A 26988-nucleotide genomic window follows, 5' to 3' on the forward strand; every position below is an offset into this window, starting at 1 on the left:
TGCCAGCGGGTTCGGAACTCGCCTGTGGATAACCGAAACCTTCCTTCGCTCCTTGCGGAAACGGCCGACGCGTGGATCAGTGGATGAGCCAGCTCATGACGATCAGGCCGAGCACCGTCCAGATCACCCCGCCGACTATCGAGCGGCGCATGAAGGCGCGTATACCGCTGTAGAGCAGCAACAGGCCGAGCACCAGGAAGACGAAGCTGAACAGCGATGCGTCCATGCCGATGGCCCTGGCCAGGCCGTGGAGGAAGTCGTCCATGGCGCCCCAGATGCCGCCCAGCAGGCCGGAGAGCAGGTCCACCACGAAGCGGATCGCCCTGCCCAGCATCTCGCCCAGTCCGTCGAAAAAGCCTTCTGTACCCATGAGTGTCCTGTCCTGAGTGTTCCCAGCGTTGGATCAGAGATTAGCCGCCGGGTTCAGCGCCGGCTGCTGCTTTGCTGCGGAGCGAGGAACGACTGGCGGAAGTATTCGCGGAACGCGCGCATCCCGGCGCTCGCTTCGGTGTCGCGGCGCCAGGCCAGGCCGACGCTCATCGACGGCACCGGGTCGACCAGCGATAGCGTCTCGATGCGTTTGCCTTCCAGCGACCAGGGCCGGTACACCAAGTCGGAGAGGATGGCCACGCCGGAGCCGTTGGCGACCATGCTGCGCACCGCTTCCACCGAACTGGTATGGAGGATCACCTGTGGCCGGTGTCCGCTCTGTTGCCAGTAGCGCAGCGCGCTCTGCCCGGCCTCGTCGACGGTGAGCATGATGTAGGGCTCGCCGGCCACGTCGGCAAGGCCCAGGTCGGCCTTCTCGCCCAGCGGATGGCGGCTGGGCAGCCACAACCGGCGCTCGGAGTTGAACAGGGTTTCGGCGGCGATCCCGGGCTCGGTGAGATTGCCGGTGAGCAGCACGGCGATGTCGTAGCGACCGTCGAGGAGGCCGCGCTCGATGCTGGCGCGCTCGTCCTCGAACAGTTGCAGCTCCAGTTCCGGGTACCACTGCGCCAGGCGTTGCAGGTGGTGGGGGAGGAAATAGCCCATCACGGTATAGCTGGCGGCGACCTTCAGGGTGCCTTCGACCCGGGTGTCCGGTTGCGGGCTGTTGAGCGCGTCGTCGACGCTGCGCTGGATCGAATAGGCGTGGTTGAGGAAGTGCCGGCCGCTGTCGGTCAGGTTCATGCCCTGCGCCGTGCGGGTGAACAGGGCGACGCCGAGCATGCTTTCCAGTTCCTGGATCGCGCTGGTCACCGCCGACTGCGAGATGTTCAGGTGGATGGCGGCCTGGGATATCTGGCCGAACTCGGCGGTGGCGATGAAGTAGCGAACCTGGCGGAGGGTCAGGGCCATGGGGAGCATCCGGAGGAGGTATCTGTTTTTCAGAAACCAGTCTATCGAATAATAAATCTACCCAATACCTTTCCCGGCTTTTACCGTGGCTCCATCCAACAACAAGACAGATGAGGCCTGCGGGCAATGACTGAAGTCGACCTCAATTCCGACATGGGCGAAGGCTTCGGCCCATGGACCATCGGCGATGGCGTGGACGCGGCGATCATGCCGCTGATCAGCAGCGCCAACATCGCCACCGGTTTCCATGCCGGCGACCCGAGCAGCATGCGCCGCACCGTGGAGATGGCCGCCGAGCATGGCGTGGCCATCGGCGCCCATCCGGGCTTCCGCGACCTGGTCGGCTTCGGGCGTCGGCACATCGCCGCGCCGGCCATCGAGCTGGTCAACGACATGCTCTACCAGCTTGGCGCACTGCGCGAATTCGCCCGGCTGCAGGGCCTGTCGCTGCAACACGTCAAGCCCCACGGCGCGCTCTACATGCACCTGGCGCGGGACGAGGTCGCCGCGCGCCTGTTCGTCGAGACCCTGCAACGCCTGGAACCGGAACTGCTGCTCTATTGCATGCCCGGTTCGGCCACCTGGCGCATCGGCCGGGAACTGGGCCAGCCGCTGGTGCGCGAGTTCTACGCCGACCGCGACTACGACCGCAGCGGCTCCATCGTCTTCACCCGGCGGGTCGCCGCCCTCGATCCGCAGCAGGTCGCCGACAAGGTCCTGCGCGCCTGCCGCGAGGGCAAGGTGCGCACCGTCGAGGGCGAGGACCTCGACATCGCCTTCGACTCGGTGTGCATCCACAGCGATACCCCCGGTGCCCTGGAGCTGGTCGCCAGCACCCGTGCGCGCCTGGAGGGCGCCGGCATCCGCATCAAGGCGCCGCGTTGAGCGCCGCTCGCCTCGGCGAGCCTCGCGACAAGCTTTTCTGCCATTTCCTACAACGTTCGAATAATGAGGATTCGTCATGGCCGAACATAACGTGCAGTCCCCCTTGCCCGGCACCTTCTATCGCAAGGCCAGCCCCGACGCGCCGCCCTACGCGGAGGTCGGGCAGGCGGTCGAGGCCGGCAGCGTGATCGGGCTGATCGAGGTGATGAAGCAGTTTTCCGAAGTGCAGGCCGGGCAGGCCGGCATACTCCAGGCGTTCCACGTGGAAGATGGCGAGGCCATCGAGCCGGGCCAGGTGCTGGCGGTGATCGCCAGCGCTACCTGAGGAGGATGCCATGCACAAGCGACTGAACAAGCTGCTGGTGGCCAATCGCGGCGAGATCGCCGTGCGCATCATCCGCGCCGCGCAGGCACTGGGCATTCCCACGGTAGCGGTGTGCAGCGAGGCGGATCGCGATTCGCTGGCCGCGCGGCTGGCCGATGAGGTACGCCTGATCGGCCCTGCGCGGGCCGACCGGAGCTACCTGGATATCGAGGCGATTCTCATGGCGGCGCGGGAAACCGGTGCCGACTCGATCCATCCCGGCTACGGTTTCCTCTCCGAGAACCCCGCCTTCGCCGAAGCGGTGCAGGCGGCCGGCCTGGTCTTCGTCGGTCCGGATGCGCAGACCATCCGCCGCATGGGCGACAAGGCCGAGGCGCGGCGTACCGCGATGGCCGCCGGGGTGCCGGTGGTGCCGGGCTCGCCCGGCGAGCTGGACGACCTCGACGCGGCGCTGGCCTGCGCCGAAGAGGTCGGCTATCCGCTGCTGGTCAAGGCCTCCGCTGGCGGCGGCGGGCGTGGCATCCGTATCGCCCACGACGCCGACGAACTGCGTCGGGAATTCCCCATCGCCCAGCGCGAGGCGCAGGCCGCCTTCGGTTCGCCGGCGGTGTACCTGGAGCGCTTCATCCGCCAGGCACGGCACATCGAAGTGCAGATCCTCGGCGATGGCGAGCGCGCGGTGCATCTGTTCGAACGCGAATGCTCGCTGCAGCGGCGGCGCCAGAAGGTCTTCGAGGAGGCACCTTCGGCGGCGCTGGACGGCGCGCAGCGCCAGGCCCTCTGCGAGAGCGCGGTGCGCCTGGCGCAGAGTCTCGGCTATCGTGGCGCGGGCACCCTGGAATACCTGTTCGACGCGCACAGCGGCGAGTTCTTCTTCATCGAGATGAACACCCGTATCCAGGTCGAGCATCCGGTCAGCGAGATGGTCACCGGCATCGACCTGGTCCAGGCTATGCTGCGCATCGCCGCCGGCGAGGCGCTGCCCTGGCGCCAGGAGGACATTCGCCTGAACGGCGCGGCGCTGGAGATGCGGATCAACGCCGAAGACCCGACGCGCAATTTCTTCCCCAGCCCCGGCACCGTGGAGCGCCTGGAATGGCCGCAGGGCGAGGGCGTGCGAGTGGACAGCCACCTGTATCCCGGCTACCGGGTGCCGCCGTACTACGATTCGTTGCTGGCCAAGCTGATCGTCCATGGTCGCGACCGCGACGAAGCGTTCGCCCGCGCGCGCCAGGCGCTGGAGCGCACCGTGCTGGCCGGCATGGCCACTACCCTGCCGCTGCACCGCTGGCTGCTCGCCGATGCGCGGGTACAGGCCGCGCAGTTCGATACCGCTACCCTGGAAACCTGGCTCGCCGAGCGGACCGCCGCCGCGCAGGAGGTTTGAGATGCATGCCAACATCCGCTACAGCTTCGGCGGCGACGAGCACCTGTTCGCCGAGGTCGCCGAGTCCATGTCGCTGGAAGCCTTCTTCCGCGGCATGGCGATCACCCGCGCCATCGAGACCCTGCAATTGCCCGGGGTGCTCGACGTATGCCTGGCCAACGCCTCGTTCCAGGTCCGCTTCGACCCCGACCGGCTGGCCCCGCAGGCGCTGCTGGAGACCGTACGCGGCCTGGAGGTCGAGGCGGTCGCCGCGCGCAGCATCGAGACGCGTATCGTCGAAGTGCCGGTGTTGTACAACGACCCCTGGACCCACGAGACCCTGATGCGCTTCCGCGACCGGCACCAGGACCCGGACTCCACCGACCTCGAGTACGCTGCGCGGATCAACGGCTACGCCGACGTGCAGGCGTTCATCCAGGCGCACAGCGGCACGCCGTGGTTCGTCTCGATGGTCGGTTTCGTCGCCGGCCTGCCGTTCATGTACCAGATGGTCGAGCGCGAGCGGCAGTTGCAGGTGCCCAAGTACCTGCGTCCGCGCATCGACACGCCGAAGCTGACCCTCGGCCACGGCGGTTGCTTCGGCTGCATCTATTCGGTGCGCGGTGCCGGCGGCTATCAGATGTTCGGCGTGACTCCGGCGCCGATCTTCGATCCCCGCCAGGGCCTGCCCTATCTCGAGGAATCGATGGTGTTCTTCCGCGCTGGCGACATCGTCCAGTTCCGCCCCATCGAGCGGACCGAATACGAGCGCATGGCGGCCGAAGTCGAAGCGGGCACATTCGACCTGCGCATCCGCCCGGTGAGTTTCGATCTCGACGCGTTCCTCGCCGATCCGCGAGGCTGCACGCAACATCTGCAGGAGGTGCTGTATGTCGATTAAGGTGCTCAAGCCCGGCCTCGCTACCTCGGTGCAGGACGCCGGCCGCGAAGGCCACTATCACCTGGGCATCCCGCCGTCCGGCGCGCTCGACCAGTATGCCCTGCGCGCTGCCAACCTGCTGGTGGGCAACGCACCGACCGCCGCCGTGTTGGAGTGCGCGCTGCTGGGGCCGCAGCTGGAGTTCCAGCGCGACGCCCTGGTGGCCGTGTGCGGGGCGCGCATGACGCCTCGCCTGGAGGGCGCGGAGATGCCGCTGGATACTTCCTTCCGGGTTCGCGCCGGCCAGGTCCTGGGGTTCGATTTCATCCGTGCCGGCGCCCGTGGCTATCTCGCCATCGACGGCGGCATCGCGGTACCCGAGGTGCTGGGCAGCCGTTCGACCTACGGTCTGGGGACGATCGGTGGCTTGCAGGGACGACGGCTGGCAGAGGGCGACCTGCTGCCCCTGGGGCCTGCCTCGCCCTCTGCCGTGGAGGGCTTGGCGCTGCCGCGTTCGTTGCAGGTGGAGGTCGGCGGCGAGGTGAGCTTGCGGGTGGTTCCCGGACTCTACGTCCATCGCCTGACTCCCGACGCGGTCGAGCGTTTCTTCGCCGAGACCTGGTCCGTCGGCTCGGAGGCGGACCGCACCGGCTACCGCTTCAAGGGCGGCACGGCGCTCCGGTTCGAGCCGCGCGAACAGCCATTCGGCGCAGGCTCGGACCCGTCCAACATCGTCGACGCCTGCTATCCCATCGGCTCGATCCAGGTACCGGGCGGGCTCGAACCCATCGTCCTGCATCGCGATGCGGTGTCCGGTGGGGGATATGCCACGCTGGGCACGGTGATCAGCCCCGACCTGAACCGGCTGGCGCAGATGCAACCGAACCAGAAGGCGCGTTTCGTCGCCGTCAGCCTGGAGGAAGGTCTCGAGGCGCGTCGCCGTTACAACTGGCAAGTGCAACGACTCCAGCACTTCTTCCTGCGCTGAGTCGTCGATACCGGCCGCTTCCGTCTGCGAAGCGGCCTCCCGCTCACTTGTAGTAGATATCTATCGCAGCGGTGGCATTGAATCGACCCGGCGTAGGCATGTCGGTCATCCATTTCAGTTGGGCCAAGAAGTTCTTCACCACGACCTGGTCTTTGCTGTGTTCCACTAGTTGGAACTCTTCGTTGAAGGGGACGATGCTACGGTCTTCTTGCCTGAGCACGGTGATGCCTACGGACTTGTTGTCTCCCGGCACCAACGTGTCGCCTACGGTGCTGGAAGAATTCACGGGTCTCAGAAGTGCTCCCAGGCCATAGGCGCTATTGCAGTTCTTGCTTGCAGTGATCTGGAAGGGTTTTTCCTTGATGGTCTGGTTGGCGGTGGCTTGATACGCTTGAAGTAGGCCGAAGTCGAGTGTCTCGGGTGAAATGCTCAGGGTCGACGAGCATGCGATATAGCGCAGTTGGTTCAGGCCATTGAGCACCATGCGAAAGTTGTCGGCGATAGGGCCTTTAATACCATCCAACTGGAAAATCACGTAGTTATCGTGGCCAGCCATCGGTCCTTCCTTGTTGGTGCCGGGAAGGCTTCGCTTGGAAATGAAGAAGTTGTAGTGCAGCGTGAAATCGGTTGTCAGGTGCGGGCAGCCGAGGGGGCCATTGCTCAGGCAGCGTTTGGTTTTATAGGGAAGCTTGATTCGGCAGCGATCGACTTGCGTACACCGTATGTCCCGCCCGTCGATGTTCAGTCCGACCTCCAGGTCGGGTCCGATCATGCTCAAGCCAGGATCCTTGGGGCTGAGGTAGAAAAAGATCTCCTCTTCGTCGTTCCAGAACTGGTTCGCCCAGCAACTTATATTGACGCTGTAGTTGGGGGAGCGCCAGAGAATGGTGTCCTTGGGAAGCGCAATGGGTACCGCGATGGTCGTATCCATCGAGATTTGATCAGATACGTCCTTCGCGTTTTTCAGACAAGTCAAAGCGAGACTTTTTTGGGATAGAGCCAGGAGCAGTCCCAGGAACAGGAGTCGGATGGTTGGCTTCATAGGGAGTCTCTTCTAGGTCAGAGTGGATTGGCGGTAGCTTTCCCATTCGTTGGCAATATGACCTGAAAGGGTCGTAGGTTGCCGGCGTCGCTGACTACCTCATATCGAGCCTTGATGGCCTGGCAATCGATGCTGTCGAATGAGTGTTCGGTATAAGGAGCCAGCATCAGGTGATCGATGGGTGGGGTGCAGAGCCGCCCGGGCGCATCGAGAAACTCCACCTGGCTGAGGGTCACGTAATAGGGAGAGGGATTCCGCGTCCTGGGACTACCCTCAGGATCGTAGAACCAGGTTAAGCCAGCCATGGCTTGCTCGACGGTAGCTTTCAAGGACGGTCGGTAGAACAGTTTGAAACGATGGCGCAGAGCGATTTGCAGAGCATCGCCTTTGCCAGTCGCGTGCGGCACGTCCAGCACACTCAACAGCAGGTAGGTCTCGCGGTCGGTGGGCAGGCCCTGGCCCTGGTAGAGCACCTCCACCTTGGCCCGCTGGCCGGCGCCCAGGCGGAGCAGCGGCCTGGACACGGCGAAGGGCAGCGCCTGCCCCGTGCCGTCGGTACCCCAATCCAGGGAGATTTCCGCCAGGGCCGGCTCCTTGCCCTCGTTGACCAGCGTGATCGGCAGGCGCTTGCCTTTCATCACGAAACGGTTCTGGCCGTCGAACGAGAGATCGGCATGGGCGGACATGCACAGCCAGGCGAATATCGATGCAAGAACCATCCGAAGCCAACTTCGGACCTGGAAGAGGCGCTTTCCATTCATATTCCTGAATGTGCCCGAATGAAACCCGTATCGTGTTTTGGAAAGTGGTTGGTCGGAAGGATCGAATATATTTTTCGTTATACTTCCGCTGCGCTTTGAATGGCTATATCTAGGGTGGTTGGTTGCGTTCATGGTTCAAGTCTGGATAACTTTTTTTCGTTGCGCACCGCTAGGGTGGCAAGAGATTCAATGTTTCTCCATGTTAGAAACCTGCCAGGGAATATATAAATAAGATATTTCCTATTTCTTGTAGGAAATATCCTAAGCTTTACTTGTAATTTCCCGAGGTAGTTGCCTCGTTTTTTCCAGGGAGCCGAATGCCGCATAGAGGTCGAGGCCGATTGGAGCAGTCGATGACTGCTGGCTTCTACATTGGAGATCAAATATTGATCAGATGTAGACCTGTGTCCTGGGTTGGGTTGACAGCGTCATACAGCCACTTATGATGCCCTTGAGCCTGACCCCCGGCGTGCCGGGGCTCCCCGACAAAAGGCGCCATACAAGCGTCGAAGGAATCTTCCCCATGAGTGCAACCGCTTCCGTCGCCACCCGTCACGACTGGTCCCTCGCCGAAGTCCGTGCCCTGTTCGAGCAGCCGTTCAACGACCTGCTGTTCCAGGCGCAGACGGTGCATCGCGCGCACTTCGACCCGAACCGCGTGCAGGTCTCGACGCTGCTGTCGATCAAGACCGGCGCCTGTCCCGAGGACTGCAAGTACTGCCCGCAGTCCGGCCACTACAACACCGGCCTGGACAAGGAGAAGCTGATGGAGGTGCAGAAGGTCCTCGAGGCGGCGGCCGAGGCCAAGGCCATCGGTTCGACCCGCTTCTGCATGGGCGCTGCCTGGAAGCACCCGTCGGCCAAGGACATGCCCTACGTCCTGGAGATGGTCAAGGGCGTGAAGAAGCTCGGCCTGGAGACCTGCATGACCCTCGGTCGCCTGACCCAGGAACAGACCCAGGCGCTGGCGGACGCCGGCCTCGACTACTACAACCACAACCTGGATACCTCGCCGGAGTTCTACGGCAACATCATCACCACCCGCACCTACAGCGAGCGCCTGCAGACCCTGGCCTACGTGCGCGAGGCGGGGATGAAGATCTGCTCCGGCGGCATCCTCGGCATGGGCGAGTCGGTGGACGACCGCGCCGGCCTGCTGATCCAACTGGCGAACCTGCCGGAGCACCCGGAGTCGGTGCCGATCAACATGCTGGTGAAGGTCAAGGGCACGCCCCTGGCGGAAGAGAAGGACGTCGATCCCTTCGACTTCATCCGCACCCTGGCGGTGGCCCGGATCATGATGCCGAAGTCCCACGTGCGCCTGTCCGCCGGCCGCGAGCAGATGAACGAGCAGATGCAGGCGCTGGCCTTCATGGCCGGGGCCAACTCGATCTTCTACGGCGAAAAGCTGCTGACCACGAAGAACCCGCAGGCCGAAAAGGACATGCAGTTGTTCGCCCGTCTCGGCATCAAGCCGGAAGAGCGCGAAGAGCACGCCGACGAAGTGCACCAGGCCGCCATCGAGCAGGCGTTGGTGGAACAACGCGAATCGAAGCTGTTCTATAACGCCGCTTCCGCCTGACCATACTGGAAGGGAGGGTGCCGCCGTCCCTTCGTTGCAGCCGCTGATGTCGGCCCTGCGTGGACGGGTGCGCCTGCGTCCGTCCAGCAACACGAGCGACCTGCCATGTCCTTCGATCTCGCTTCCCGCCTCGCCAGCCGGCGCGCGGAAGACCTCTACCGCCAGCGGCCGCTGCTGGAGTCGGCCCAGGGCCCGGACGTCGTGGTCGACGGCCAGCCGCTGCTGGCCTTCTGTTCCAACGACTACCTCGGCCTGGCCAACCATCCCGAGGTGATCGCCGCGCTGCGCGCCGGCGCCGAGCGCTGGGGCGTGGGCGGTGGCGCCTCGCACCTGGTGGTCGGCCACAGCGGCCCGCACCACGAACTGGAGCTGGCCCTCGCCGAATTCACCGGGCGGCCGCGCGCGCTGCTGTTCTCCACCGGCTACATGGCCAATCTCGGTGCGGTGACCGCGCTGGTCGGCAAGGGCGACACGGTGCTGGAGGACCGCCTCAACCACGCTTCGCTGCTGGATGCCGGATTGCTCTCCGGCGCGCGTTTCTCGCGCTACCTGCACAACGACCCGGCAAGCCTCGCCGCGCGCCTGGACAAGGCCGAGGGCAATACCCTGGTGGTCACCGACGGGGTCTTCAGCATGGACGGCAATCTCGCCGACCTGCCGGCCCTGGCCGCCGTCGCGCAGGCCCGCGGCGCCTGGCTGATGGTCGACGACGCGCATGGCTTCGGCCCGCTGGGCGCCAGCGGCGGCGGGATCGTCGAACACTTCGGCCTCGGCCAGGAGCAGGTGCCGGTGCTGATCGGCACCCTCGGCAAGGGTTTCGGTACCGCCGGCGCCTTCGTAGCGGGCAGCGAGGAACTGATCGAGACCCTGATCCAGTACGCCCGGCCCTACATCTACACCACCAGCCAGCCGCCAGCGGTGGCCTGCGCCACCCTGAAGAGCCTGGAGCTGCTGCGCCGCGAAAGCTGGCGGCGGCAACACCTGGCGGCGCTGATCGCCCGTTTCCGCCATGGCGCCGAGGCGCTTGGCCTGACCCTGATGGACAGCTTCACGCCGATCCAGCCGATCCTGGTCGGCGGCAGCCGCCAGGCCGTGGCCCTGGCCGGCATGCTTCGAGCCCGTGGCATCATGGTCGGCGCGATCCGCCCGCCAACCGTGCCGGCCAACAGCGCGCGGCTGCGCGTCACGCTGTCCGCCGCGCACAGCGAAGCGCAGGTCGACCGCTTGCTCGAAGCCCTCGGCGAAAGCTGGCGACAGCTGTCGTCTAGCCTTCTGGCAGAGATCGAAGCCGAGGAGGGAGACGATGCGTGACCACTTGATCCTGTTGCCGGGCTGGGGCCTGGGTAGCGCACCGCTGGAACCGCTGCGCGACGCGCTGCACGAGCGCGAGCCGCACCTGAACGTGTTGATCGAGCCGCTGCCGTCGCTGGACGACGCCGCCGACTGGCTCGACGAACTCGACGATAACCTGCCGCGCGATAGCTGGCTGGCCGGCTGGTCGCTGGGAGGCATGCTCGCCGGCGAACTGGCGGCGCGCCGCGGTGACGATTGCCGGGGACTGCTGACCCTGGCCAGCAATCCGTGCTTCCGCGTGCGCGAGGACTGGCCGAACGCGATGCCGGCGGAAACCTTCGAGGACTTCTTCGAGGCTTTCCTGCTCGAACCGCACCTGACCCGCAAGCGTTTCACCCTGCTGGTCAGCCAGGGTGCGCGCGACCCTCGGACCCTGGCGCGGCAACTGCAGGTGGCGCTGCCGCAACTGGAGCGCGAGGCGCTGGTCGCCGGCCTGCAGTTGCTCGGCCAACTGGATACCCGGGCCGCCCTGGAAAACTTCCGCGGGCCGCAATTGCACCTGTTCGCCGAAGCCGATGCGCTGGTGCCGCTGGCCGCCGCCGAGGCCCTGCTCGAGTGGCTGCCGGACGTCGAGGTCTCGACCCTGGCGGCCAGTCACGGCCTGCCGCTGGAATGTCCGGACGAGGTGGCCGGCGCAATCCTGAGATTCCTTCGCGAGGGTGACGATGCCTGACGATTCCTCGCCGCTGCTGGCGCCCCATGGCGTTGCCGCGCTGCCCGACAAGCGCCAGGTCGCCGCGTCGTTTTCCCGCGCGGCGGCCAGCTACGACGCGGTGGCCGAACTCCAGCGCGGCGTCGGTGAGAGCCTGCTGTCGGCATTGCCGGAAGGCTTCTCGCCGCGCCGCTGGGTCGATCTCGGCTGCGGCACCGGTTATTTCAGCCGGGCCCTGGAACGACGCTTCGGTGCGGCCGAGGGCCTGGCCGTGGATATCGCCGAAGGCATGCTGCGGCATGCCCGCGCGCGCGGCGGCGCCAGCCATTTCATCGGCGGCGACGCCGAGAGGCTGCCGTTGCGCGACGGCAGTTGCGACCTGCTGTTCTCCAGCCTGGCCATCCAGTGGTGCGCCGACCTCCCGGCGGTCCTGGCCGAGGCGCGGCGGGTCCTGCGGCCGGGCGGCGTGCTGGCGTTCAGCAGCCTGTGCGTCGGTACCCTGGGCGAGTTGCGCGACAGTTGGCGGGTGGTGGACGGCTTCGTCCACGTCAATCGCTTCCGCGCCTTCGCCGACTACCTGCAACACGCGGCCGGCAGCGGCCTGCTGCCGCTGACCCTGCGCCACGAGGACCGGCTCCTGCATTTCCCCGACCTGCGCAGCCTGACCCACGAACTCAAGGCGCTGGGCGCGCACAACCTCAACCCCGGGCGGCCCGACGGCCTGACCGGGCGCCAGCGCATCCGCGCGCTGGTCGCCGCCTACGAGCGTTTCCGCCAGCCCGAGGGGCTGCCCGCTACCTACCGCGTCGTCTTCGGCGTGCTGCGCAAGGATTCCTGAACCATGCCGGCGTTCTTCGTCACCGGTACCGACACCGAGATCGGCAAGACCACCATCGCCGCCGGCCTGCTCCACGCGGCCCGGAGTGCCGGCCTGAGCACCGCCGCGGCGAAGCCGGTGGCCTCCGGCTGCGAGCCCACGGCGCAAGGCCTGCGCAATGGCGACGCGTTGGTGTTGCTCGGCCAGTGCTCGCTGGCGCTGGCCTACGAGCAGGTCAACCCGCTGGCCTTCGCACCGGCCATCGCCCCGCACCTGGCGGCGCGCGAGGCTGGCGTCGAACTGAGCGCCGCACGCTTGCACGAGGCGGTGCGCGAGGTGCTGGCGCTACAGGCCGACTTCACCCTGGTGGAGGGCGCCGGCGGATGGCGCGTGCCGTTGCTGGGCCGCGAGAACCTGTCCGACCTGGCGCGCCTGCTGGCGCTGCCGGTGGTGCTGGTGGTCGGCGTGCGCCTGGGCTGTATCAACCATGCGCTGCTCAGCGCCGAGGCGATCCTGGGCGACGGCCTGGCGCTGGCCGGCTGGGTGGCCAACGTCGTCGACCCGGCTACCTCGCGCCTGGAAGAGAACCTGGCGACCCTCGCCGAACGCCTGCCGGCGCCCTGCCTGGGTCGGGTACCGCGCCTGGAGGAAGCCACTCCCGCGGCCGTGGCCGCACACCTCGACCTGCGGCCCCTGGGTATCGGGCTATAAACAGCAGGCCGTCCATAACCAACGGGCGGTACCCAGCGCCGGCCAAGTCTGTTTGAATAGAAGCCACTTGCTATCGCAGTGGCGCGTGCGCGTCCCCAGGAGTAGAGGGTGGAAATTTCCGGCAACGCTTTCGTCAGTGGCCTCAACGCGGTGCAGTCGGGCAGCGCCCGCGTCGCCCAGGCCGGCAGCGAGATCGCCCGCAATACCGTGGAGGCCCGTTCGCCCCAGGCCGAGCAGATGGTCGAACTGACCCGCGGCAAGCTCGAGGCGCAGAGCGGCGCCCGGGTCATCGAGGTAGCCGACGAGACCCTCGGTACCCTGATCGATACCCACGCCTGACTTCCTGGCGGCCGGCAGCGGCCGCCCCGACCCTTCCTTTTCCGACTGTCACCCGGCGGCCCCTGAAGCCTGCCGGGCGCTTCGCCATGGGCTTTACTGAGAGAGACGAAAGTGCTTTGGAAGGACGTGGCTGCCAGTGATTTCGGGCATGACCGAGCGGTCGGTTCGGATGCTTGACAAGGGATTGGCGTAAACGTATGTTTCAAACGCCTGTTTGAGAGTCGGGACGCATGAGTGCGTCCGGCAAGGCGACCGGGAGCGATCCCGCACTGCGACCGCAGACTCTGGACATCCGTCCGGTCGCCGATTAACCAGAACCCTTCGTAGAGGTTGACTGCTATGCCTGATTACAAGGCCCCCTTGCGTGATATCCGTTTCGTTCGCGACGAGCTGCTGGGCTACGAAGCGCACTACCAGAGCCTGCCGGGCGCCGAAGACGCGACTCCCGACATGGTCAACGCCATCCTCGAGGAAGGTGCGAAGTTCTGCGAACAGGTGATCGCTCCGCTGAACCGCGTCGGCGACCTGGAAGGCTGCACCTGGAGCGCCGACGGCGTGAAGACCCCGACCGGCTTCAAGGAGGCCTACCAGCAGTTCGTCGAAGGCGGTTGGCCGAGCCTGGCCCATGACGTCGAGCACGGCGGCCAGGGTCTGCCGGAATCCCTCGGCCTGGCCATCAGCGAGATGGTCGGCCAGGCCAACTGGTCCTGGGGCATGTACCCGGGCCTGTCCCACGGCGCCATGAACACCCTGCATGCCCACGGCACCGCCGAGCAGCAGGCAACCTACCTGACCAAGCTGGTCTCCGGCGAGTGGACCGGCACCATGTGCCTGACCGAGCCGCACTGCGGCACCGACCTGGGCATGCTGCGCACCAAGGCCGAGCCGCAGGCCGACGGTAGCTACAAGGTCACCGGCACCAAGATCTTCATCTCCGCCGGCGAGCACGACATGGCCGACAACATCGTCCATATCGTCCTGGCCCGCCTGCCCGACGCCCCGCAGGGCACCAAGGGCATCTCGCTGTTCATCGTGCCGAAGTTCCTGCCCAACGCCGAAGGCAACGCCGGCGAGCGCAACGCGGTTTCCTGCGGTTCCATCGAGCACAAGATGGGCATCCACGGCAACGCCACCTGCGTGATGAACTTCGACGCCGCCACCGGCTTCCTGATCGGCCCGCCGAACAAGGGCCTGAACTGCATGTTCACCTTCATGAACACCGCTCGCCTGGGTACCGCGCTGCAAGGCCTGGCCCATGCCGAAGTCGGTTTCCAGGGCGGCATCGCCTATGCTCGCGAGCGTCTGCAGATGCGCTCGCTGACCGGTCCGAAGGCGCCCGAGAAGCCCGCCGACCCGATCATCGTGCATCCTGACGTGCGCCGCATGCTGCTGACCATGAAGGCCTTCGCCGAAGGCAACCGCGCGATGCTGTACTTCGCCGCCAAGCAGGTCGACATCGTCCAGCGCAGCCAGGACGAAGAGCAGAAGAAAGCCGCCGACTCGATGCTGGCCTTCCTCACGCCGATCGCCAAGGCGTTCATGACCGAAGTCGGCTTCGAGTCCGCCAACCACGGCGTGCAGATCTTCGGTGGCCACGGTTTCATCGCCGAGCACGGCATGGAGCAGAACGTCCGCGACAGCCGCATCTCGATGCTGTACGAAGGCACCACCGGCGTTCAGGCCCTCGACCTGCTGGGCCGCAAGGTGCTGATGACCCAGGGCGAGGCGCTGAAGGGCTTCACCAAGATCGTGCACAAGTTCTGCCAGGCCAACGAAGCCAACGAAGCCGTCAAGGAATTCGTCGCTCCGCTGGCACAGCTGAACAAGGAGTGGGGCGACCTGACCATGAAGGTCGGCATGGCCGCCATGAAGGATCGCGAGGAAGTCGGCGCCGCTTCGGTGGACTACCTGATGTACTCCGGCTACGCCTGCCTGGCCTACTTCTGGGCCGACATGGCGCGCCTGGCCGCCGAGAAGCTGGCCGCCGGCACCGGCGAGGAAGCCTTCTACAAGGCCAAGCTGCAGACCGCGCGCTTCTACTTCCAGCGCATCCTGCCGCGTACCCGCGCCCACGTCGCCGCCATGCTGTCCGGCGCCAACAACCTGATGGAGATGGCCGAGGAAGATTTCGCCCTCGGTTACTGATGGCACGGGCCGCTGGCGGCCCGTTCCCCAGGTGAGAAAGAGCCCGCCCTTCGGCGGGCTTTTTCATGCCTGCGATCCGCTGCATCCTGGCCTTCCGACCTCGGGGTTATGGCGTTGCATTCAGCGTCCGCAGCGTGATTGTAGGCGCCCGCCCGGCGCAGTAGCTTCGAGGGATTCGCGCCTGTGGGGCGCCCCTGCCGAGGAGAACAGAGATGCCGGAATACAAGGCTCCGCTGCGCGACATGCGCTTCCTGATCGATGAGGTATTCGACTTCCATGGGCGCTACCAGGCGCTCGGCGCCAGCGACGCGACCCCGGACATGGTGGCGGCGATCCTCGATGAAGGGTCGAAATTCTGCGAACAGGTTCTGGCGCCGCTGAACCGCTCCGGCGACGAAGAGGGCTGCCACTTCGACAACGGCGTGGTGACCACGCCCAAGGGTTTCAAGGAAGCCTATGCACAGTACGTCGAGGGTGGCTGGAACGGTGTCGCCAGCGATCCCGCGTACGGCGGCCAGGGCCTGCCGCACTCGCTGGGTCTGCTGCTCAGCGAGATGATCGGCGCCAGCAATGTCTCCTGGGGCATGTACCCGGGCCTGACCCGCGGCGCCATGTCGGCGATCCACGCCCACGGCAGCCAGGCGCAGAAGGACCTCTACCTGGCGCGGATGACCGCCGGCACCTGGACCGGCACCATGTGCCTGACCGAGCCGCACTGCGGCACCGACCTGGGCATCATCAAGACCCGCGCGGTGCCGAACGCCGACGGCAGCCATGCGATCAGCGGGACGAAGATCTTCATCTCCGCCGGCGAGCACGACCTGAGCGAGAACATCGTCCACCTGGTGCTGGCCAAGCTTCCCGATGCGCCGGCCGGGACCAAGGGTATCTCGCTGTTCATCGTGCCGAAGTTCCTACCCGACGCCGAAGGTAACGTGGGCGCGCGCAATGCGGTCTCCTGTGGCTCCATCGAGCACAAGATGGGGATCAAGGCCTCGGCCACCTGTGTGATGAACTTCGACGGCGCCACCGGCTACCTGATCGGCGAGCCGAACAAGGGCCTGCACTGCATGTTCACCATGATGAACCACGCCCGCCTGGGCACCGGCATGCAGGGCCTGTGCCTTGGCGAGACCAGTTACCAGGGCGCCGTGCGCTACGCCCGGGAGCGCTTGCAGATGCGCTCGCTGACCGGGCCGAAGGCGCCGGACAAGCCGGCCGACCCGATCATCGTGCACCCCGACGTGCGGCGCATGCTGCTGACCATGAAGGCGTTCAACGAAGGCAACCGCGCGCTGGCCTACTTCACCGCCCAGTTGCTCGACACCGAGCACCTGTCGCAGGACGCCGCCGAGCGCGAGCGGGCCGCCGACCTGCTGGCCTTCCTGACACCGATCTGCAAGGCCTTCATGACCGAGACCGGGCAGGAGGTGACCAACCTCGGCATGCAGGTCTACGGCGGCCACGGCTACATCCGCGAGTGGGGCATGGAGCAGTTGGTCCGCGATTGCCGCATCGCACAGATCTACGAAGGCACCAACGGCATCCAGGCCCTCGACCTGCTCGGCCGCAAGGTACTGGGCAGCCAGGGCAAGCTGTTGCGCGGTTTCACCAAACTGGTCCACCAGTTGTGCCAGGCCCAGGCCGAGCATCCGCAACTGAAGGGACAGGTCGCGCAACTGGCGGCGCTGAACGCGCAGTGGGGCGAACTGACCCAGCAGGTGGGTCTGGCGGCGATGAAGAATGCCGACGAAGTGGGCGCCGCCTCGGTGGACTACCTGATGTTCTCCGGCTACGTGACCCTGGCCTATTTCTGGTTGCGCATCGCCCTGGTGGCGCGCGAGAAGCTGGATGCCGGCAGCGGCGAGGCCGCGTTCTACGAAGCCAAGCTGGCCACCGCCGACTTCTACTTCAGTCGCCTGCTGCCGCGCACCGCGGCGCACGCCGCGGCGATCCAGGCCGGCGCGGCGGGCCTGATGAGCCTGTCGGCGGAGCAGTTTTCGCTCTAGCGGCTGCCGGGGCAGGGGCGCGGCGCTTCTTCCCCCGGTTTCTCCCGCACCCGCCGGGCCCGTCGGACTCCCGGCGAACTCGCTCGAGCCCGCGAAAAGCGGGCTTTCTCATGCCTGTCGCATAGAAGACCGATATAGACTTTCCGGTCACGACGTGACGCTACAAGTCCGAAATGTTGGTGGTGTAGACTCGGCCGCGGCACGCCTTTCGTGCCTCCATTTTGTTGCCGCTGGCCCCCGGCCGGCGATCGGTACGATCGAGGATTCCCCACATGGCTGATTACAAAGCTCCGCTGCGCGACATGCGCTTCGTCCTCAATGAGGTGTTCGAGGTCTCCCGGCTCTGGGCGCAACTGCCGGCGCTGGCCGAAGTGGTCGACGCCGAGACCGCCGCGGCGATCCTCGAAGAGGCCGGCAAGGTCACCGCCGGTACCATCGCCCCGCTGAACCGTCCGGGCGACGAGGAAGGCTGCCAGTGGAACGCTGGCGCGGTGAGCACCCCGGCCGGCTTCCCCGAGGCCTACCGGACCTACGCCGAAGGCGGCTGGGTCGGCGTCGGCGGTGATCCGGCCTACGGCGGCATGGGTATGCCCAAGGTGATCTCGGCGCAGGTCGAGGAACTGGTCAACTCGGCCAACCTGTCGTTCGGCCTGTATCCGATGCTGACCGCCGGCGCCTGCCTGGCGCTCAATGCCCATGCCAGCGACGAACTGAAGGACAAGTACCTGCCGAACATGTACGCCGGTATCTGGGCCGGTTCCATGTGCCTGACCGAGCCGCATGCCGGCACCGACCTGGGCATCATCCGCACCAGGGCCGAGCCGCAGGCCGACGGCTCCTACAAGATCAGCGGGACCAAGATCTTCATCACCGGCGGCGAGCATGACCTGACCGAGAACATCATCCACTTGGTGCTGGCCAAGCTGCCCGACGCCCCGGCCGGGCCGAAGGGCATCTCGCTGTTCCTGGTACCGAAGGTGCTGGTCAACGCCGATGGCTCGCTGGGCGAGAAGAACAGCCTGGGTTGCGGCTCCATCGAGCACAAGATGGGGATCAAGGCCTCGGCCACCTGCGTGATGAACTTCGACGGCGCTACCGGTTGGCTGGTGGGCGAGGTCAACAAGGGCCTGGCGGCGATGTTCACCATGATGAACTACGAGCGCCTTGGCGTCGGCATCCAGGGCCTGGCCACTGGCGAGCGCTCCTACCAGAGCGCCATCGAATATGCCCGCGAGCGTATCCAGAGCCGCGCGCCGACCGGCCCGGTGGCCAAGGACAAGGCCGCCGACCCGATCATCGTGCACCCCGACGTGCGTCGCATGCTGCTCACCATGAAGGCGCTGAACGAAGGCGGCCGCGCCTTCTCCAGCTACGTCGCGATGCAGCTGGACACCGCCAAGTACAGCGAAGACTCGGTCACCCGCAAGCGCGCGGAAGAGCTGGTGGCGCTGCTGACCCCGGTGGCCAAGGCATTCCTCACCGACATGGGGCTGGAAACCACCATCCATGGCCAGCAGATCTTCGGTGGCCACGGCTTCATCCGCGAATGGGGCCAGGAGCAACTGGTGCGCGACTGTCGCATCACGCAGATCTACGAAGGCACCAACGGCATCCAGGCGCTCGACCTGGTGGGGCGCAAGGTGATCGGCAGCGGCGGCGCCTTCTCCCGTCACTTCACCAACGAGATCAAGGCCTTCGTCGCTTCCGCCGACGAGGCCCTGGGCGAGTTCAGCAAGCCGCTGGCGGCCGCCGTGGAGAACCTGGAAGAGCTGACCGCCTGGCTGCTCGACCGCGCCAAGGGCAATCCCAACGAGATCGGCGCGGCGTCGGTCGAATACCTGCATGTGTTCGGCTACACCGCCTATGCCTACATGTGGGCATTGATGGCGCGCACCGCGCTGGCCAAGCAGGGCGAGGACGACTTCTACGCCAGCAAGCTGGGTACCGCGCGCTTCTACTTCGCCCGCCTGCTGCCGCGCATCCATTCCCTGAGCGCCTCCGTGCGCGCCGGCAGCGAGTCGCTGTACCTGCTGGACGCCGAGCAGTTCTGAGGCCTGGCGCCTGAGACGGAAAGCCCCGCGATGCGGGGCTTTTTTCTGGGCGCCGGGGGGCGGCGCGCGGGACGGGTGGGGGGTGGATATCCGCTTGCGGCTATCCGCCATTCCCAGGGTTTTCTCGGGGCCGTGATGGGACAGGGTGATCGGCGGATAACGCCGTTGGCGTTATGCGCCCTACGGCTCCTCGCGCAGGGTGGGCGGTAGGGCGAATAACCGCTTGCGGTTATCCGCCATTCCCGTGGTTTTCTCGGGGCCGTGATGGGACAGGGTGATCGGCGGATAACGCCGTTGGCGTTATGCGCCCTACGGCTCCTCGCGCGGGACGGGCGGTAGGGCGAATAACCGCTTGCGGTTATCCGCCATTCCCGTGATTTTTCTCGTGCCGTGAGGGGACAGGGTTGTCGCGGTCCGTCGCGGAGGATACGGGGATATCCGTTGATGGCGTCTCGCCCGAGCCTCAGTGCGAGGTTCCCTCCGCATAGCCGATCTTGTTGCCGACGTTGTACTTGCCCGACGGCTTGTTCATCGGCAGTCGCTTCACTTCCTCCAGGCTGTGTGCGTCGTAGACCACCAGCGCGCCGTCGCGGTCCCAGACGCTGAGCAGGGCGTAGCGGCCGTCGCGGGTGAACTCGACGTGGCCGGCCACCTTGCCCGGGCTGGGGCGCAGGCGATGGGCGATTTCCAGGGTCTGCTTGTCGATCAGCAGGATCTCGTCGTGTTTCTTGCCAAGGAAGGTATCGGTCCAGGCGTAGGGCGAGTCGGCATGGCTGCGCATGAAGAAGCCGGGGCCGTCGGTGACGATTTCCTTCAACGGCTTCCAGTTTTGCAGGTCGATCACCGAGATCACCCCGCGGCTGATGTTCGGCGTGGCGAACACCCAGCGCCCGTCGCGCTTCCAGTAGATGCCCGAGCCGAGGTGCGGCATGCCCGACAGCGGGATCGAGGCGACCCGCGCGCCGCTGTCCAGCTCGATCACCTCGCCGCCCCTGGCCTGCCGCGAGCTGCCCAGCAGGTAGCGGTAGTCGGGGCTGAAGGAGAAGTCGTCGAGGTAGTCGGCGACCGCCAGCCGTTTCGGCGCGACCGGCTTGCCGTTGGCATAGGGCAGCTCCCACAGCTCGTGGACGTCCTTCAGGGCGACCACGAAGCTGTGTCGCGGCGGTGCCGTGTATACCGCGCTGACCCGCGAGGCCTGGCCCTGGGCGTCGGCCGCCGGGATGACCTGCACCAGGGACAGGTCGCGGGCGTCCAGCAGCACCAGGTTGCCGGGCAGGTAGTTGCCCACCAGGACCCAGCGCCCGTCGTCGCTGACCGCCAGGTTGCGCGTGTTGAGGCCGGCGCGGACCTCGGCGACCACCTTCAGGTTGTACAGGTCGTAGAGGGTTACCCAGCCGTCGCGCGAGGCGAAGTACACCAGGCGCCCGTCCGGGGAGAACTTCGGACCTCCGTGCAGGGCGTAGCGCGAGGGGAAGCGGGCGATGGGCTCGAAGCGATCGCCGTCGAGGATGGTCACGTGGTGGTCGCCGGACTCCACCACCACGAACAGGTTCAGCGGGTCGGCCTCGAAGCGGGGCCTGGACGGCAGGGTGGCGAGGGGATGCGGCTGAACCTGGCTGGCCCGGATGTCCTCGGCGGTCCACTGCGGTTCGCGCGGCGGCGCCTGGTAGAGATAGGCGACCAGGGCGTCCGCCGCGGCGTCGTCCAATTGACCGGCAAAGCCGGCCATCTGGGTTGCCGGGCGACCGTGCAGGATCACCTCGCGGGCCTGCGCCGGCTTCAGCCGCGAAAGGCTTTCCGGGAGCAGGGTCGGGCCGCTGCCGCCGAGCCGCCCGGCGCCGTGGCAGGCCTGGCAGTGCTGGCGGTAGAGCGCTTCCCCCGGCGCTTCGCCGGCCTGTGCGAGGGCGCCGAGGAGCAGGCCGAGGGCGAGGCCGATCAGGCGCATGCGACGGCCTCGCGGCTGACCGGCGAGCCGGCGCCCAGGTATGACGGATGCGCCATCGCGCGCTCGGCGAAGAGCGCGACCACCTGGCCGACGACGATCAGCGTCGGCGGCTTCAACTGGTAGCGTCGCGCCAGCGCCGGCAGCTCGGCAAGGGCGCCGCGGGTCACCTGCTGGCCCGCCTGGGTGCCCTGGCTGACCAGCGCCGCCGGGGTGTCGCTGGCGAGGCCGTGCTCGACCAGGCGCGCGGCGATCTCGGCGAGGTTGCCCAGGCCCATGTAGAACACCAGGGTCTGCTTGCCACGCGCCAGGCCGGCCCAGTCGAGGTCGAGGCGGCCGTCGTTCTGCAGGTGGCCGGTGACGAAGGTGCAGGACTGGGCGAGGTCGCGGTGGGTCAGCGGGATGCCGGCGTAGGTACTGCAACCGGAGGCGGCGGTGACGCCGGGGACCACCTGGCAGTCGACGCCGGCTTCGAGCAGGCGCTCCAGCTCCTCGGCGCCGCGACCGAAGATGAACGGGTCGCCGCCTTTCAGGCGGACCACCCGGCGTTGCTGCCGGGCCAGGCGCACCAGCAGCTCGTTGATTTCTTCCTGCGGCAGGCTGTGGTGGCCGCAGCGCTTGCCGACGTAGATGCGCTGGCAGCTTTCCGGCAGAAGGGCGATCAGCTCGCGGGCGACCAGGCGGTCGTAGACCACCACCTCGGCCTGTTGCAGCAGGGCCCAGGCGCGCAGGGTGAGCAGGCCCGGATCGCCGGGGCCGGCGCCGACCAGGGCGACGCTGCCGGCAGGGAAATCGACATCGAGGAGGGACGGCGGAATCACGGTAGTGTTCATGAGGCTTTCCTTAGACGGCGTGCAGCGCGATGCGCTCGAGGCCGATTTCCTGATCGCTGAGGTAGCAGCCGGGGTCTTCGCCCCAGAGTTCTCCGCCGGCCCAGGCGCGGGTGCGGGTGTTGCCGTTGCAGATGTCCAGCCAGCGGCATTGGCTGCAGCGCCCGACCACCGGTCGCGGGCGCTGGCGCAGTTGCAGGAGCAGCGGGTCGGGGCGCTCGAACCAGAAGTCGGCGAAGCGCTGATGGCGGATGTTGCCGACGCTGTGGTGCCACCAGTAGCTGTCCGGATGCACCTCGCCGGTGTTGTCGATGTTGGCGATGCCCTCGCCCGAGGCGTTGCCGCCCCAGTCCAGCAGCAGCTCGCAGAGACGCGCCAGTTGCTGCGGGCGGCGGCGCTTGAGCCAGTCGAGGAGAAGGATCGCGTCGGCGTCGTTGTTGCCGGTGACGAAGTCGCTGTCGCGCCCCTGCCGGATGTCCTCGTCGGCCCGTTCGAAGAGCAGCGCGAGGGCCTCGCGGGTGCGCCGGTGGTGGGCGTCGAGGGCGCGGCTGCGGCGGCCGCGGCCACTGTAGTTGAGGTGCGAGAGGTAGAACTTCTGCACGTCGAGTTCGCGTATCAGGTCGAGCAGTGCCGGTAGTTGCGCGGCGTTCTCCTCGGTCAGGGTGGTGCGCATGCCGACGCGGATATCCGCCTCGCGGCACAGGCGCATGGCCGCCAGCGCGGCGTCGAAGCTGCCCTGCTTCTGGCGGAAGCGGTCGTGGGTCTCGCGCAGGCCGTCGAGGCTGATGCCGACGTAGTCGAAGCGGGCCTCGGCGACGCGCTGGATGTTGCCTTCGTCGATCAGCGTACCGTTGCTCGACAGCGCCACGAACATCCCGGCCTGGCGCGCATGGGCGGCGATCTCGAAGAGGTCCGGGTGCATCAGCGGCTCGCCGCCGGAGAGGATCAGCACGCGCACTCCGGCGGCGCGCAGGTCGTCGATGCCGCGAAGGATTTCCGCGGTCTCCAGCTCGCCACGGAAGTCGCTGTCGGCGGAGGTGGAGTAACAGTGCTTGCAGGTCAGGTTGCAGCGCCGCAGCAGGTTCCAGATCACCACCGGGGCGCGCCTGCCGCCGGCGCGGCGCGGCGTCGGCGCGTCCTCGGCGAGGCTGCGCAGGTAATGGCTGATCCTCAGCATGGACGTTCCTCCTTCTGCGCCAGGCGCAGGCCGGTCTTCTTCAGGATGCGGCTGCTCACCAGCATCTCGTCGGCGCGACAGTCCTCGCCGAGCAGCAGGCGGATCTGCTGGCGATAGCCTTCGATCTCCGCTTCGCTGCGGCCGTGAACCATGGCGAACAGGTTGTAGCGCCACTGCGGCAGATGGCGCGGGCGCCGGTAGCAATGGCTGACGAAGGACAGCCCGCCGACCAGCCGGCCGAGGCGTTCGATGCGTTCGTCGGCGACGTCCCAGACGGTCATGCCGTTGTGCCGGTAGCCAAGGCGATAGTGGTTGGGCACCGCGGCGATGCGCCGGATCACCCCGGCGTCGCGCAGGCGCTTCAGCAGCGCCAGGGTCTCCGCCTCGCTCAGCCGCAGTTGCGCGGCGATCCACGCCCAAGGGTCGGCGACCAGCGGCAGGCCGGCCTGGGTCAGTTCGATCAGGCGGCGGGCGAGCAGGGCGTCAGAGGGGGAAATGCAGGCCGACATGGTAGGTCGCCTCCTTGGGCAGGTCGAGTACCGCCAGCCCGCTCTCGCGCTCCAGCCGTGCGAGGGTCTCGGCGACCTCCGCCGGGCTGTCGCAGGCGACCACCAGCCACATGTTCAGGGCGTGCTCGCGACGGTAGTTGTGGGCGACCTGCGGCCAGCCGGCGAGCAGCGCGGCGATCTCTTCGAAACGCGCCTCCGGCACGCTCATGGCGGCCAGGGTGAAGGCACCGCCGAGGGGCTCGATATCGAACAGCGGACCGAAGCGGGTCAGGGTGCCGTCGTCGAGCAGGTCGTCCAGGCGGCGCAGGATGTCTTCCTCGCGGCAATCCAGCTCGGCGGCGAGCAGCGCGTAGGGATGCGGCTCCAGCGGCAGGCCGTGTTGCAGGCGGTTCAGCAGGCGCCGGTCGAACTCATCCATGGCGGCGCTCCAGGTCGGCCGGCGGCGCGGTGTAGCGGCCGCCGCACTGCTTGTAGGCGCGCAGGCTGAACAGCCAGCGGTGCGGTGTCTGGCGCAGGGCGTGGCGCTCCAGCAGGGCCTCGATCTGGCGTTCCACTTCGCCGCGCTCGCGGCCGTGGATCATGCAGAACAGGTTGTATGGCCACATCGGCAGGCGACGCGGGCGGCGGTAACAGAGCGAGACGATCGTTTCGTGGGCGAGGGCGCGGCCGACGGCGTCGACCTCCGCGTCGGCGACGTCCAGCACCAGCATGGCGTTGGCGGTATAGCCCAGGGCGCGGTGGTGGAGGATCACCCCGAAGCGGCGGAACAGGCCGTCTTCGTCCCAGCGGCGGACCTGTTCCAGCACTTCGTCTTCGCCGGCGCCGATGCGTTCGGCGAGCACCCGGTAGGGCCGGCTGGCCAGCGGCAGGCCCTGTTCCAGCAGGTAGCGCAGGTGTTGCCGCTGCGGCGCGGCGAGGGGTTCGACGGGGTTCATCGGCTGGCCTCCAGGGGAAACGCGAGGTCGATGCAGTAGGCTTCCTGCATCGGCAGGTCGAGGGGTTGCAGGCCGGTGTCGGCGGCGATCTCCGCCAGTACCCGGTCGAGTTGCGCGCGGTCGCCGGCGGTGAGCACGAACCACAGGTTGTAGCGGTGTTCGCGCTGGTAGTTGTGGTTGACCTCGGCGTACTGGCTGATGCGCTCGGCGACCCGTTGCAGACGCTCCTCGGGCACCGCCAGGGCAGCCAGGGTGCTGGCCCCGGCGCGTTGGTGGCGGAGCACCGGGCCGACCCGCGACAACGCGCCGTCGGCTTCCAGTCGACGCAGCCGTTCGAGCACCTCGGCTTCGCTGCAACCCAGGGTCTCGGCCATCCGCCGATAGGGTTCCGCGCAGATCGGCAGGCCTTTCTGGTAGCGGGCGAGGAGGCGGCGGGAGAGGTCGTCCATGGTGCCTCCTAGAGTCCGATGTGCTGGGCGCGGTGGCTGAAGAAGATGCCGCTCGGGCTGCGGGCCGGAAGGCTGCCGATGCGCTTCAGGCGGTACGGGTCCCAGACCTGCAACTGGTCGGCGTCGCGCACCGAGATCCAGACCTGGTCGCCGCGCCCGCTGAATTCCATGTGCAGTACGCCGGGGCCAGGGCGCAGGGTTTCGATCACTTCGTGGGTCTCGCTGTCGATGACCTGCACCTTGTCGTTGTCCGGGTAGGCGAAGTTGACCCAGATCTGCCGGTCGTCCGGTCGAGTCATGACGAACACCGGCTGGCCGGCGACGTCGATGGCGTCGGTCTGCTTCCAGTCGCGCGCGTCGAGCACCAGCACCTGGTGATGGCCGACCGCCGGGACGAAGGCCTGGTCGCTGGCGATGGTCCAGCCCTCCAGGTGCGGCATCTTGTACACCGGCAGCTTGCGTTGGCCGCGGCCGTAGTCGCCGAGTACGCGCCTGACGCCGCGCTCCGGGTGCCAGAGGTCGAGCTGGGCCATGCCGTCCTCGCCGAACAGCCCGGCCATGTAGTAGCGCCCGTCGGGGCTGATGAGGGCGTCGTAGGGTTGCTTGCCGATATCGCGGAAGCGGGTCAGGTGCGGCGTGTCGCCCTGGCTGAAGTCGGCGATCCAGATCTCGCCGCTGTCGAACAGGCTGAACACGAAGCGCTGCCCGGGCGCGTCGACCAGGCCGACCACCCGGGAGTTCCTGTCCTGGCCGGGGAGGCGGGTGGCGGGAATCTCGGCGACCAGCTCCAGGGTGCGGCTGTCGAACACCTTGACCCCGCCCGGCTCGTAGTTGGATACCGCGACCAGCCGACCGTCCTGGCTGATCGCTCCGCCGATGCTGTTGCCGCCCTGGATCAGGCGCTTGTCGATGCGCTGGGCCAGCAGGTCGAGCTTGGTCAGGCCGCCGTCGCGACCGAATACGTAGGCGTAGCGCTGGTCGCGGGAGAACACCAGGGAGGCGTGGGACAGGTCGCCGAGGCCTTCGACCCGCGCCAGCGAGGTCTTCGCCGTGCCGTCGAGGATCTGCACGCTGCCGTCGGCGCGTTCGATCAGCACGCCGAGGTCGCCGCTGCCGCGCAAGGGCGGCTGCTGGCTACAGCCGGCGAGCAGGGCGAGGAAAAGCGGCGCGAGGGGACGCAGGTTCATGGGGCGATCTCTCCTTCGATCAGGCGGTCCACCAGCCAGCCGGCGTCGTCTTCGCTGAGCAGGCCGGCCCAGGGGGGCATCGGGGTTTGCGGACGGCCCATGAGCACGGTGGCGACCAGCGATTCGCGCGGCTTGCCGCGCAGGGCCTCGGGGGTCAGCGCCGGGCCGAGGCCGCCGGTCAGGCGCAGGCCGTGGCAGGAGCCGCAGTCCTGCAACAGCAGGTGACGCAACTGGGCCTGGCGACGGGCATCGGGATGCTCGTCGGCCAGGCCCGGAAGAGGACAGGCGAACGTCAGCGCGAGGGCCAGCCACAAGGCGTGGCTGGCGGCGCGCCGGAAGTCCGGAGGGGCGTTCATTTCTGCGACAGGACCCACTTCGCCAGGGTCTGCGCCTCGTCGTCGCTGACCGCGTTCGGCGGCATCGGGATCGGGCCCCAGACGCCCTGGCTGCCGTTCTTGATCCGCTGCGCGAGTTCCGCTTCGGCGCCGGCCTGGCCGGCGAACTTGGCGGCGACGTCCTTGTAGGCCGGGCCGACCATCTTGGTGTCGATGGCATGGCAGGCCACGCAGCCCTTGTTCTTGAACAGCACTTCGGGGTCTTCGGCCCAGGCGCCCTGGGCGAGCAGGGTGCCGGTGGCGAGCAGCGAAAGCAGTGCGTACGGTTTCATCACGGTTCCTCGTAGGGGGGAGCGTGCGGGGCGTGCCCCGCACGC

The 26988-nt window shown here is 67.2% G+C and carries 28 protein-coding genes; 14 read left to right on the forward strand and 14 right to left on the reverse strand.

Annotated elements, in window-relative coordinates; all coding sequences use genetic code 11:
• Positions 1–76: 76 nt before the first annotated feature.
• Positions 77–370 (reverse strand): hypothetical protein, encoded by a 294-nt coding sequence (locus AC1RB9_RS02520; protein WP_003084806.1) that lies wholly within the window; start codon positions 368–370, stop codon positions 77–79.
• A 53-nt stretch (positions 371–423) separates the two neighbouring features.
• Complete coding sequence (locus AC1RB9_RS02525; RefSeq protein ID WP_003121790.1) at positions 424–1350, reverse strand: LysR family transcriptional regulator; 927 nt, start codon at positions 1348–1350, stop codon at positions 424–426.
• Positions 1351–1467: 117 nt separating this feature from the next.
• Here AC1RB9_RS02525 and AC1RB9_RS02530 point away from each other — a divergent pair, with 117 nt between their 5' ends.
• The 5 genes from AC1RB9_RS02530 (at position 1468) to AC1RB9_RS02550 (ending at position 5785) form a co-directional block, all read left to right on the forward strand.
• Positions 1468–2226: a 5-oxoprolinase subunit PxpA gene (locus tag AC1RB9_RS02530; RefSeq protein WP_003103315.1), complete on the forward strand. Its 759-nt coding sequence runs from the start codon at positions 1468–1470 to the stop codon at positions 2224–2226.
• 76 nt (positions 2227–2302) lie between these two features.
• Positions 2303–2551: an acetyl-CoA carboxylase gene (locus tag AC1RB9_RS02535; protein ID WP_003084813.1), complete on the forward strand. Its 249-nt coding sequence runs from the start codon at positions 2303–2305 to the stop codon at positions 2549–2551.
• A gap of 10 nt (positions 2552–2561) precedes the next feature.
• The gene (locus AC1RB9_RS02540; RefSeq protein WP_003121791.1) at positions 2562–3938 is read left to right on the forward strand and encodes an acetyl-CoA carboxylase biotin carboxylase subunit; all 1377 of its coding nucleotides are present in this window, start codon (positions 2562–2564) and stop codon (positions 3936–3938) included.
• 1 nt (position 3939) lies between these two features.
• A complete protein-coding gene (locus AC1RB9_RS02545) occupies positions 3940–4818 on the forward strand; it encodes a 5-oxoprolinase subunit B family protein (RefSeq protein ID WP_003103323.1) in 879 nt (292 codons plus the stop codon).
• A complete protein-coding gene (locus AC1RB9_RS02550) occupies positions 4808–5785 on the forward strand; it encodes a 5-oxoprolinase subunit C family protein (protein ID WP_003163217.1) in 978 nt (325 codons plus the stop codon). Before AC1RB9_RS02545 ends, AC1RB9_RS02550 begins: the two co-directional genes overlap by 11 nt.
• 43 nt (positions 5786–5828) lie before the next feature.
• Here the strand turns inward: AC1RB9_RS02550 and AC1RB9_RS02555 are convergent, their stop codons facing one another.
• Positions 5829–6827 carry a fimbrial protein gene (locus tag AC1RB9_RS02555; protein WP_003163218.1) on the reverse strand — a complete coding sequence of 333 codons (999 nt, stop codon included), beginning with the start codon at positions 6825–6827 and terminating at the stop codon, positions 5829–5831.
• A gap of 17 nt (positions 6828–6844) precedes the next feature.
• A complete protein-coding gene (locus AC1RB9_RS02560) occupies positions 6845–7546 on the reverse strand; it encodes a fimbrial biogenesis chaperone (protein ID WP_003121794.1) in 702 nt (233 codons plus the stop codon).
• Between the two features lie 565 nt (positions 7547–8111).
• On the opposite strand from AC1RB9_RS02560, the gene bioB reads away from it, so the two are divergent.
• The 9 genes from bioB (at position 8112) to AC1RB9_RS02605 (ending at position 19247) form a co-directional block, all read left to right on the forward strand.
• Positions 8112–9170, forward strand: a complete 1059-nt coding sequence (bioB, locus tag AC1RB9_RS02565; protein WP_003103330.1) for a biotin synthase BioB — start codon at positions 8112–8114, stop codon at positions 9168–9170.
• A 105-nt stretch (positions 9171–9275) separates the two neighbouring features.
• Positions 9276–10481 carry an 8-amino-7-oxononanoate synthase gene (gene bioF / locus AC1RB9_RS02570; protein WP_003084826.1) on the forward strand — a complete coding sequence of 402 codons (1206 nt, stop codon included), beginning with the start codon at positions 9276–9278 and terminating at the stop codon, positions 10479–10481.
• A complete protein-coding gene (locus AC1RB9_RS02575; protein WP_003103332.1) occupies positions 10474–11196 on the forward strand; it encodes an alpha/beta fold hydrolase in 723 nt (240 codons plus the stop codon). Before bioF ends, AC1RB9_RS02575 begins: the two co-directional genes overlap by 8 nt.
• Entirely contained in the window at positions 11189–12013 is an 825-nt protein-coding gene (gene bioC, locus AC1RB9_RS02580) for a malonyl-ACP O-methyltransferase BioC (RefSeq protein WP_003113247.1), read from the forward strand. The genes AC1RB9_RS02575 and bioC overlap by 8 nt, the downstream gene beginning before the upstream one ends.
• 3 nt (positions 12014–12016) lie before the next feature.
• Entirely contained in the window at positions 12017–12703 is a 687-nt protein-coding gene (gene bioD, locus AC1RB9_RS02585) for a dethiobiotin synthase (RefSeq protein ID WP_003103336.1), read from the forward strand.
• A 108-nt stretch (positions 12704–12811) separates the two neighbouring features.
• On the forward strand, positions 12812–13042 hold the full coding sequence (locus AC1RB9_RS02590; RefSeq protein WP_003103338.1) for a hypothetical protein: 231 nt from the start codon (positions 12812–12814) through the stop codon (positions 13040–13042).
• Between the two features lie 339 nt (positions 13043–13381).
• A complete protein-coding gene (locus AC1RB9_RS02595) occupies positions 13382–15187 on the forward strand; it encodes a phenylacyl-CoA dehydrogenase (protein WP_003084842.1) in 1806 nt (601 codons plus the stop codon).
• A 212-nt stretch (positions 15188–15399) separates the two neighbouring features.
• Entirely contained in the window at positions 15400–17196 is a 1797-nt protein-coding gene (locus tag AC1RB9_RS02600) for an acyl-CoA dehydrogenase C-terminal domain-containing protein (protein WP_003103343.1), read from the forward strand.
• Between the two features lie 272 nt (positions 17197–17468).
• On the forward strand, positions 17469–19247 hold the full coding sequence (locus tag AC1RB9_RS02605) for an acyl-CoA dehydrogenase C-terminal domain-containing protein (protein ID WP_003163221.1): 1779 nt from the start codon (positions 17469–17471) through the stop codon (positions 19245–19247).
• A gap of 463 nt (positions 19248–19710) precedes the next feature.
• Here the strand turns inward: AC1RB9_RS02605 and nirN are convergent, their stop codons facing one another.
• From nirN to nirM, 10 genes are read right to left on the reverse strand one after another with little or no spacing between them, the layout of a single operon-like run.
• Positions 19711–21192, reverse strand: coding sequence for a dihydro-heme d1 dehydrogenase (gene nirN / locus AC1RB9_RS02610; protein WP_003121798.1), 1482 nt, complete (start codon positions 21190–21192; stop codon positions 19711–19713).
• Positions 21183–22022, reverse strand: coding sequence for a uroporphyrinogen-III C-methyltransferase (gene cobA / locus AC1RB9_RS02615; RefSeq protein WP_003113243.1), 840 nt, complete (start codon positions 22020–22022; stop codon positions 21183–21185). The genes nirN and cobA overlap by 10 nt, the downstream gene beginning before the upstream one ends.
• Before the next feature lie 10 nt (positions 22023–22032).
• The gene (gene nirJ, locus AC1RB9_RS02620) at positions 22033–23196 is read right to left on the reverse strand and encodes a heme d1 biosynthesis radical SAM protein NirJ (protein WP_003459326.1); all 1164 of its coding nucleotides are present in this window, start codon (positions 23194–23196) and stop codon (positions 22033–22035) included.
• Positions 23190–23705, reverse strand: a complete 516-nt coding sequence (gene ahbB / locus AC1RB9_RS02625) for a siroheme decarboxylase subunit beta (protein WP_003084858.1) — start codon at positions 23703–23705, stop codon at positions 23190–23192. Before ahbB (AC1RB9_RS02625) ends, nirJ begins: the two co-directional genes overlap by 7 nt.
• A complete protein-coding gene (locus AC1RB9_RS02630) occupies positions 23680–24123 on the reverse strand; it encodes an Lrp/AsnC family transcriptional regulator (RefSeq protein WP_003084860.1) in 444 nt (147 codons plus the stop codon). The genes ahbB (AC1RB9_RS02625) and AC1RB9_RS02630 overlap by 26 nt, the downstream gene beginning before the upstream one ends.
• Positions 24116–24640, reverse strand: a complete 525-nt coding sequence (gene ahbB, locus AC1RB9_RS02635; RefSeq protein WP_003111534.1) for a siroheme decarboxylase subunit beta — start codon at positions 24638–24640, stop codon at positions 24116–24118. The genes AC1RB9_RS02630 and ahbB (AC1RB9_RS02635) overlap by 8 nt, the downstream gene beginning before the upstream one ends.
• The gene (locus AC1RB9_RS02640; protein ID WP_003084864.1) at positions 24637–25089 is read right to left on the reverse strand and encodes an AsnC family transcriptional regulator; all 453 of its coding nucleotides are present in this window, start codon (positions 25087–25089) and stop codon (positions 24637–24639) included. Before AC1RB9_RS02640 ends, ahbB (AC1RB9_RS02635) begins: the two co-directional genes overlap by 4 nt.
• Positions 25090–25097: 8 nt before the next feature.
• Entirely contained in the window at positions 25098–26276 is a 1179-nt protein-coding gene (gene nirF, locus AC1RB9_RS02645) for a heme d1 biosynthesis protein NirF (protein ID WP_003084866.1), read from the reverse strand.
• On the reverse strand, positions 26273–26632 hold the full coding sequence (gene nirC / locus AC1RB9_RS02650; RefSeq protein ID WP_003084870.1) for a cytochrome c55X: 360 nt from the start codon (positions 26630–26632) through the stop codon (positions 26273–26275). The genes nirF and nirC overlap by 4 nt, the downstream gene beginning before the upstream one ends.
• Positions 26629–26943, reverse strand: coding sequence for a cytochrome C-551 (nirM, locus tag AC1RB9_RS02655; protein ID WP_003084872.1), 315 nt, complete (start codon positions 26941–26943; stop codon positions 26629–26631). The genes nirC and nirM overlap by 4 nt, the downstream gene beginning before the upstream one ends.
• Between the last annotated feature and the right edge of the window lie 45 nt (positions 26944–26988).

This window comes from Pseudomonas sp. 20-5, from assembly GCF_056782835.1.